This window comes from Bacteroidales bacterium (genome assembly GCA_031275285.1).
Taxonomy (GTDB): Bacteria; Bacteroidota; Bacteroidia; order Bacteroidales; family UBA4181; genus JAIRLS01.
On the sequence record JAISOY010000046.1, the window covers coordinates 1 to 9,637 of the forward strand.

The window sequence follows — 9,637 nt, forward strand, 5'->3', positions numbered from 1 at the left end:
TAAAACCAATCCGGATAAAAGCTGGGATTATGTATTTATGGGTATGATCGGCATGGCAGTATTGAGCATTTTCATTTTTATGTTGATGTGGAAAGCAAAAGCCGACGGATATGGTGAAGAATAATTTTAAGTGATGAGTAATGATTGATTCCAAAACAAAAGACAGGTTATCTAAAATAAAACATGTCGCACTGGACATGGATGGTACTATATATAACGGCAGTACTTTATTTCCCTTTACAGTCGGTTTTCTTGAGAAAATGAAGGAAATAGGTATTGGCTATTCTTTTTTAACCAATAATTCATCTAAGAGCAGGCAGGATTATTTACTACATCTGGAAAAAATGGGTATTCCTGCTTCGATTGATGAAATGTATACATCAGGACAGGCCACCATTGATTATTTACAGTCGCATCATCCGGACATCAAACGATTGTTCATATTAGGAACGCCCAGTTTGATCGGGGAATTTGAGAATGCCGGCTTTGTGTCAGCTAAAGATGACCCTTCGGATGTGCCGGATGCTGTAATTGTCGGATTCGACACATCCCTGGTTTACTCACGGTTATGTCGTGCTGCATGGTGGATTCACCAGGGACTTACCTATATCGCCACCAATCCGGATAAGGTATGTCCCACTAATTTGCCGGTAGTATTGGTAGACTGTTGTTCAATGTATACCTGTCTGGAAAAAGCTACCGGAAGAATGCCGGATGTTGTGATCGGAAAGCCTGCACCAAGAATGCTGGATGGAATTATGTACCGCTACAATTTACAGCCGGAGGAAATCGCCATGGTGGGTGACAGGATTTATACCGACATTATGATGGCAAAAAACACCAATGCTCTGGGTGTTCTGGTATTGACAGGGGAAACGCAGGAAGCTGATGTCGAAAAGAGTGATGTTTACCCGGATATTGTGGCTAAAGATCTGGCTGAATTCGGACAATTATTAATGAACTCGAGGTAGATTTCCAGTTAACCAGGGTATAACGGGAAAACAACATTCAAAACCTACAGATAATGGACAGAAGAGAATTTATACAGACAGGAACCTTAGCTTCCCTGGGTGTAGCGTTGGGCCCTTTTAGTATGGTTTCCTGCACCAATACCGAAACAGGGGTTTTATTCAAATCTTTTATTACGCCTCCGCAAGAGTCGTTAGCTGGTGTCTACTGGTGGTGGTTGAACGGATTGGTGAATAAAGAAGGAATATCCCGGGATTTAAGAGAATTCAAAGAAAAGGGAATCAATGACCTGTTGCTTGTCAACTCAGCCGGTAGTAATATGCCCGTAGGAGTGAAATTCCTTTCGGATGAATGGAAAGAATTATTCCGTTATGCATTGACAGAAGCCAGGAAATATGGCATAGAAATCGGTGTCAACATGTGTTCGGGATGGTGCATGGGCGGGCCATGGATTACACCTGAAATGTCCGGTAGATGGTTCCTTCAGTCTGAATTAATGGTGGAAGGTCCGCTACCTTTTGCCGGGAAATTACCGTTACCGGGAAACAGAAGTGGTTATGACCATGTTTTTAATCCACCCGGATATAAAGAATATATCGATCTTCCTCTGGATGAGTTAGATTACAGGGATACGGCAGTGGTCGCTTTCCGTTTACCTGATGAAAAACATTCGCGCCTGGATGACGAACGGAAAAAACATTTGCCGGCAAAGACCAACAGACGGGATGCCAGTAATCATACTCCGGCAGAAAAAATTATGGCACCAACGCTTGTTCCTTTACAGGTGTTGCCTGATGATCAACCCGTCAATGTGGATGAGGTTGTTGATCTGACCGGTAAAATGGATGCATCAGGTGCTTTAGAGTGGGATGTACCCGAAGGTAGATGGGTAATTGTACGCACAGGACACCGGATGACAGGTTCCCGGTTATCGATAGCTCAACCTGAAGCTGATGGCTTGTCGGTGGCCTGGTTAAACAGCGTGGGTGTTGATAAGCAGTTTGAAATGCTCGGCAAGGTCATTTTAGAGGAAGCGGAAAAAGCGGGTTACCAACTGAAGTTTTTCTGTGATGATAGCTTTGAAGATGGCTTTCCGAACTGGACAGCAGACATCCTTGATCAGTTCAGGTATTACCGGGGATATGATGCGACTCCCTACTTACCTGTATTTTCGGGATATATTGTCGGAAGTGCAGAAATAAGTGACCGCTTTTTACACGATTACAGAAAAACAGTGGCCGATTGTATGGCCGATAAACATTACAAAAGGTTTGCTGAATTATGTCATGAACATGGCCTGCAGGTTCAGAACGAGTCTGCGGGACCCAGCCGTTCAGGTACGATGTGCATGGATACATTAAAGAACCTGGGAAGAAGTGATTTACCCGCAGGTGAATTCTGGCTGGGCATCAAACACGACCAGGAAGGAGGTTTAAAGCTACCTTACGGAGAGAGCCGTTTAGAGAGAAACCAGAATAAGGTAACAAAAATGGTGGCCTCCGCGGCACATATTTATGGCAAAAATCTGGTAACAACAGAATCGTATACTACTTACCGTCATTGGATGGACAGTCCTGCTACCTTGAAGCAATCGACAGACAGAGCGTTTTGCGAAGGGGTTAACCGTATATTGGTGCATACTTCAACAGCCACCCGTCCTGAAGATGGAAAACCCGGATACGAGTATTATGCAGGAACCCATTTTAATCCTAATATAACCTGGTGGGATCAGTCAGGTGGTTTTTTATCTTATATCGGACGCTGCCAGCATTTACTCAGACAGGGGAATTTTGTTGCTGATGTGCTTTATTATAATGGTGACTGGGCTCCGAATATAGTCGAACCGAAGCATGTGGATCCATCTCTTGGAAAAGGATATGATTATGATGTCTGCAACGAAGAGGTATTATTGAACTATATGTCAGTCAAAGATGGACTGATTACACTGCAGAGCGGCATGAAATACCGCGTGCTTGTATTGCCTGACAGCGAAGCTATGCCCGAAAATGTTATGGGAAAAATAGCATCATTTGTTGCAGAAGGGGCTACAGTTATCGGTAAGCCTCCCATTAAAGATCCGGGATTGAAAAATTATCCTGCTTGTGACAATAATGTCAAAGAATTGGCAACCAGGGTATGGGGTAATTGTGATGGTGTTAATCAGATGACCCACCAATATGGAAAAGGACGTGTTTTTTTCGGGAAGGAGATCCGGTCTATCCTTCAGGATGATAATATATATCCTGACTTTGAAACAAACCTGCCTGTTATTGATTTTATTCATCGTTCTGCAAAGGATAACGAGATATACTTTATTGCCAACCTGGATAGGAATCTGCAGAAAGCTGATTGCTTATTCCGGATATCCGGCCGGCAACCTGAAATATGGGATCCTGTAACAGGGAAAAGAAGAATAGTCAGTGAATTTATCCGGAAAGACGGACGTACCTTAATACCGATGAAATTTGAAGGTTTTCAGTCGTTTTTCATTATTTTTCCCCGTAACTCCGATATCAAACGACAAAAGAAATCAAAAGATTTCCCTCAATATGCCACCGTTTCTGTTTTAGATGGTCCCTGGACTGTAAAATTTGACCCCAACTGGGGAGGTCCGGAATCGGTCCGGTTTGAAGAACTATCCGACTGGAGCCGGCATGAAGATGAACGCATCAGGTATTACTCCGGAAAAGCAACGTACAGGAAAAACTTTGATGTTCCGGCAGGAAAACAACATCAACTTTTTCTTGACCTTGGAAAAGTAAAGGATATTGCAGAAATCCGTATCAATGGAAAAAATATGGGTGTGATATGGACCCATCCGTGGAGAGTAGAAATAACGGATGCAGTAAAATCATCAGATAATGTACTGGAAATCGATATTGTCAATTTATGGCCTAACAGATTGATAGGTGATATGCAGCTTCCCGAAGAAAAAAGATATACAAAAACCAATATCAGCCTGAAACCGGGTAGTCCTTTATTGACATCGGGATTATTAGGTCCTGTACGATTGTTAAATATAAGTTAAATATGTTTAACCGGCATAACTCTTTAAAAAAAATATTGTTACTTTGATCGTATTTCGAAGCACTCCTTGTTAAGAAACACGTAATTGATTGATGGGGAGTGTATTTATCAATAAAACAATCATTCAATGAAGAGAGTTTTTTTAGTTATTTCGTTTTTTATTGTTTCGGTTTGTTCTTTCGGACAGAACCGGACAAATGTCAAACCGGTAAAAAACGTGATCGTGATGATACCGGATGGTACGTCTATCGGAGTGGTTTCGGCTGCACGCTGGTTCCAGTTGTATAACCACAATATAGAACGACTGAATCTTGATCCTTATATGTGCGGTACAGTAACTACTTTTTGTTCAAATGCTCCTATTGGAGACTCTGCTCCCACTACATCCTGTTATATGACAGGAGTTCCTCAAAGAGCGGGATTTGTATCCACATACTCACCTGCTGATCCTGAAAACGATCTGCTGTATCCTCTTGATCCGTCTATGGCCTATCAGCCGTTGGCAACAGTTCTTGAAGCTGCACGGCTGGAAAAGAATAAAGCGACCGGATTAGTGGTTACCTGTGAATTTTCCCATGCCACTCCGGCTGATTGCGCTTCACACTATTATCAACGGGGCAAATATAAATATGTGGCTCCTCAGATAGCTTACAACCAATTGGATGTTGTCTTTGGCGGAGGAAATTCACTGATCACAGAAGATATAAAAGACTTTTTCAAATTTAACGGAACTACCTTGATCCAAAATGATGTGGAATCTTTCAGGAATTATGATTCTGACAACAAGGTATGGGCGTTGTTCAATGATATGGGATTCCCTTTCGATCTGGACCGTGATGATTCGAAAATGCCTTCATTGGCAGAAATGACGCAAAAGGCAATCGATCAGTTATCAAAAAATAAAAATGGTTTTTTCCTGATGGTAGAAGGCAGTATTGTCGATGGAGCTGCTCATGCTAATGATGCTATAGCCTGCATTACTGAATTCATCGCCTTTGACAAAGCCGTAGGCGTGGCTATGGATTTCGCAGAAAAAGACGGAAAAACTGCTGTAATCATCCTTTCGGATCATGGTAACAGCGGATTTACACTGGGCCGGCGTGGTTGCGGATCCTCTAAATCAACGCTGACTGAGTTATTCCAGAATGTTTCCCAATACAAAAAAACATCCGGCGCTTTGGAAAGCATACTGAGGAAAACCCCTCCCGACAAGGTGAAACCGGTATTTCACGAATATACCGGAATCAACCTTACTGATGACGAATTCAAAAGTATTGTTGAATCCAAGAACTATCAGGTCGGTGATTATACAGAAGTAAGTAATAGCCGTAATATGCGGTACAGCATTGTCGAAATCATGAACTCAAAGACATGCTTCGGTTTTACATCAGGAAGCCATACCGGTGAAGAAGTTTTTCTGGCCGCATACCATCCTTCGGGTCATGTACCGCTGGGTAGGAATACCAATGTGGAAATCAACCAGTATTTGTGTAAGGTATTGGGATTAAAAACTTCTCTTCCGGAGTTGACGAAAAAGATTTTTTCCAAACATACCGAAGTTTTAGCAGGTTATGATTATGTGATTGAAAATAAGGATGATTTCCCTGTGCTTAAGATGAAAAAAGACGGGAAAGAGCTGAGTATACTTGCATTTAGTTCCCGGGCTTATGTAGATGGAAAGCCTTTTAATATAGGTTCCGTAACTGTATATATGGATAAAACAGACACTTTTTATTTGCCGGCAGATATATTGACCAGGCTTAAATTTAAATAATCAATCATAAATATGAATAACCTTGTAGCCAGAATCATAGTTTTCTTTTTGTTGGTTGGGCCAGGTGCCCTCTATGGGCAATCGACCTACCAGAAACCGGAGTTGAATGATCCGGAATCATGGACGATTGTTTTATTGCCTGATGTACAATCGTATGTGAAAAATGAGAGGAACCAACCGATCCTGGACCTGATGATGTTTTGGATCACCAGCAATATGGAAAAACTGAATATTCAACTGGTATTGGCTACAGGTGACCTGGTTGATAATAACGATAGCGCTTCTCCTGACCTGGTGAAATTTGACCAGCCGGGCATTGCTCAATGGGAAGCCGTATCCCGCTCTTTTGATAAACTAAATGGTAAGCTTCCATACATCACTGCCACAGGAAACCATGATTATTCCTATGCCGGTATGCAAAAGAAAAATTCAGGATTTAAGGATCATTTTCCGGCGAATAAAAATTTCCTGAATCAAAAGATCATGAGGGCGGCATTTCCTAATACAGAAGGTATTCCTACGGCTGAAAACGCCATATTCGAGTTTACTTCCCCGAACGATGAAAAATACCTGGTAGTAAATATAGAATTCGGACCAAGGGACACTGTTGTCCAATGGGCGCATAAAATAGTCAACCAGAAAAAATATAAAGACCACAGGATAATTTTACTCACTCATTCTTATCTGAGTTCAAACAATCAGCGCATTACAAAGTCTAATTATCCGGTAGCCGACAAAAACGAGGGAGAAGCCATCTGGCAGAAGCTGGTACAATCTACTCCTAATATCGAGTTGGTGGTTTGCGGACATATTGCTTCACCTGATGACTTTAAGAAACATACGGGTTTTTGTACTGATAAGAACAATGCAGGTAAAAATGTTCACCAGATGTTGTTCAATGCCCAGGCGTTAGGTGGTGGATGGCACGGTAACGGAGGCGACGGCTGGTTGCGTATCCTGGAATTCCTTCCTGACGGAAAAACGGTCAAAGTAAAAACATTTTCACCTTTGTTTGCCATATCCCCGACAACACAGCAATATGCATGGGAAAAAGCAGCATATAATGAATTTGAATTTAAATTTGATTGAAACCGGATTAGTCATTTAATTATCTGCGTATGATTGATTCGTATTTTCTTCTTTCTGATTCGAAAAACTCATGAATTGCTTTCGCTTTTTCATTTTGTCCCGTTTCTTCGTACAGATCCATGAGAAGTTTCAATGGCTGATACCGACCAGGTAAAATTTCCGATGCCCGGATATACATTTTTTCAGCAGATTTAAAGTCTCTCTTATTCTTGTAATTATTGCCTTTGCAGTAGTATATTACCGGATCACTGCCAAAAAGGAGATACCGGTCGAGCAACTCGTTGCTCGCTTCATATTGCCCCATAGCAGATAAGCAACAGGCATATTCAAAAAGATACTGTGGTTGCCGGTTCAGTTTCGCATATAGGTTGTTATATTTTTCTACTGCCTGTTCCCAATAACCGGTATCGTATGATACCTGTGCTGTCTTCCATTCACGATAAGCCGGATAACGTGAAAGTATCTCTACGGATGCATAGCCGGACAACCCGAGGCAAAGTACGCCGACAACAAGGCCTGACACCTGCCTGACTGGCCGGGCATATGAAGCAGACATTGCGATTAATATAACAAACATAATGGTTAAGGGCAACACACTGAATGGATACGAAAAGAAAGCAAACACCAAAAACGTCGTTAAACTGCCCCTTACGGCTGATTCTTCAGGTTCTCCGGCACTTCTGAAACCCAAAGAAGAAAAAATCATTCCCAGAAATAGCACGAGTCCAGTGATTCCATGTTCTACGGTTATCTGCACGTATTCATTGAAAGCATATTCCGGACCGTTACCGGCAAGTCGCTTTTGCTTTTCGTTCCCTTTACCGGAGATAAAAAAATCCGCCTGTGCATCTTCATACAACACCGGAAAACTTCCCAGCCCGTGACCTGTCAGGGGTTTTTCGCGTACAAGTTCGGCACTCACCCGCCAGTAAAGCATACGTCCGTCGGCGGAAGCTTTTCTTAAAGAATAGAGGGAAAATAGAACACCTGAAAGAACAATCGCCGTAATGGCTAAAAGTGCGGCTTTTTTGAAACGTTGAGTGGCTAATAACCTGTAACAATAGCGATATAAAAACCTGCCGGCAACGGGGATACTTCCCGTAACAGCAGCCAGCCATGCGGCACGGCTCATTGCGGCGGGAAGAATAAGGCCGATGACGAGTAGGCACAGCAAACCTGAAAATTTTTCCGGTTTGCTGCGACCATTCAAAAACAGACATAATGCTATCGGAATGCCGCAGGCCAGAAACCCCGAATATGGTCCGGAATTAAAAAACGAACCGGTAACCAGCCTGTTATGGGATTTTAAAATACCGTACAGTTGCAGCAGGCCCCAAATCGCTTCCACAGTTACAACAAGCAAAACAACGCCCAGCAATGGTCGTATCATGCTTTGATCCCGCAGGCTTATTCTGATAACCATATAGAGCGGAACCAATAATATGAACAACCACAATCGCATTCCGGGACGCATCCCGTTGATGATACAACTTACACCGACCCATAACGCAAAAAGGAATACCAAAATATCCGTAAGGCAAATGTGTAGTGTCATCCGGTTCCGCAACAGATAGTATGCCGAAAAAAGCGAAGCCGCACCCGTAACTGATGCAAAATAAAAGTATTTACCCGTTACCGTCGCATCCCATAAACCGGGACTGACAATAAAAGTTGTAGATAACAGGGACAACCACAAAATAATACGGGTATTCATATTCCTTAAATTCCATGCAAACGTACATATATAATTTCGGATTTAAAATTTCACATTAACTTCGTTGAACTCTGCGGGGTTAAAAATTCACAATATTTTTAATATCAGTAAACTAGAATAATGATTTATGTATAATCTATGTAAAAACATTTTTCCGATTGTATACAAAAAAATCTTTTTTTATGCACAATTGAAAATATGATATATTTTTTTGTAGCTTTGCTTTGTTACATTTAGCTTGTAAACCAATGAGGAAAAAAAATTACACCATTTTCGCAACATTGTTTATTGCATTATCTGCTTTCAATGTAAATATTGCTCTCAATAACAGACAGTACAGTACAAACAGCAGAATATCCATGACCCCTTTGGATCATGAAAAACTGATTATTAAATATACATACGACAATGCGGGTAACAGGATAAAACGGGAATTAGTGCTGGTTCCGGTAATAATGAGGTCTTCTTTAATAGAAGACAATAAGAAAGATGCTGCCGTTGAAGAAACAGATTTAGCAGATGCTTTTCCGGAAATGGAAGTCAAACTTTATCCAAACCCATCCCAGGGAATATTCTGGGTGGAAATTTCAGGCGCTGACATCCCTGCCGGAGCGCAGATAGAGATTTTTTCGAACACCGGCGCCCTGATAAAAAAAATGACCGGAATATCTCCGACCCAAACCATAGACATTTCAAAACAGCCGCGCGGTATTTATTTCATGAGGATCATCTTTAACAAGGACTATATGAATGTATGGAAAATCATTAAAAATTGACCATATGAAGAACATTTACACAATGTATTATTACAACATCGTCCGGGTACTGATGGTTTTCCTTTCTGTATTTCTCCATATGACTGCCAACGGACAGGGTGAACATCATTCAACCAATATCCATGAAAATAATCCCGATGTACCGGCAAAAGAGAATATGGATTCGGTAATGTCAATACGTTACCGGGAGGCACGGGCAAGATATGAGGCAAAAGTGGCTGCTTTAGACAGTCTGCGCAGTAGTAATACGAGCCGGTATGCCGATCCTGCAGACATTGTATCAGATAA

At 41.8% G+C, this 9,637-nt stretch carries 7 protein-coding genes; 6 read left to right on the forward strand and 1 reads right to left on the reverse strand.

Annotated features, from left to right (window positions below; genetic code table 11):
* The first annotated feature begins 140 nt into the window (after positions 1-140).
* The 4 genes from LBQ60_04385 to LBQ60_04400 all read left to right on the forward strand — a co-directional run bounded on the left by LBQ60_04385 (position 141) and on the right by LBQ60_04400 (position 6,859).
* Complete coding sequence (locus tag LBQ60_04385; protein ID MDR2037140.1) at positions 141-971, forward strand: HAD-IIA family hydrolase; 831 nt, start codon at positions 141-143, stop codon at positions 969-971.
* 53 nt (positions 972-1,024) lie between these two features.
* On the forward strand, positions 1,025-3,997 hold the full coding sequence (locus tag LBQ60_04390; protein MDR2037141.1) for a glycosyl hydrolase: 2,973 nt from the start codon (positions 1,025-1,027) through the stop codon (positions 3,995-3,997).
* Between the two features lie 126 nt (positions 3,998-4,123).
* Positions 4,124-5,770, forward strand: a complete 1,647-nt coding sequence (locus tag LBQ60_04395) for an alkaline phosphatase (GenBank protein MDR2037142.1) — start codon at positions 4,124-4,126, stop codon at positions 5,768-5,770.
* 12 nt (positions 5,771-5,782) lie between these two features.
* Positions 5,783-6,859 (forward strand): metallophosphoesterase, encoded by a 1,077-nt coding sequence (locus LBQ60_04400; protein ID MDR2037143.1) that lies wholly within the window; start codon positions 5,783-5,785, stop codon positions 6,857-6,859.
* Positions 6,860-6,878: 19 nt separating this feature from the next.
* On the opposite strand, the gene LBQ60_04405 is transcribed toward LBQ60_04400, so the two are convergent.
* Complete coding sequence (locus tag LBQ60_04405; protein MDR2037144.1) at positions 6,879-8,573, reverse strand: O-antigen ligase family protein; 1,695 nt, start codon at positions 8,571-8,573, stop codon at positions 6,879-6,881.
* Between the two features lie 248 nt (positions 8,574-8,821).
* On the opposite strand from LBQ60_04405, the gene LBQ60_04410 reads away from it, so the two are divergent.
* Both LBQ60_04410 and LBQ60_04415 read left to right on the forward strand, forming a co-directional pair.
* Entirely contained in the window at positions 8,822-9,349 is a 528-nt protein-coding gene (locus LBQ60_04410; protein ID MDR2037145.1) for a T9SS type A sorting domain-containing protein, read from the forward strand.
* A gap of 4 nt (positions 9,350-9,353) precedes the next feature.
* Positions 9,354-9,637: hypothetical protein (locus tag LBQ60_04415; protein ID MDR2037146.1), on the forward strand; the 284-nt coding region annotated here is incomplete at its 3' end.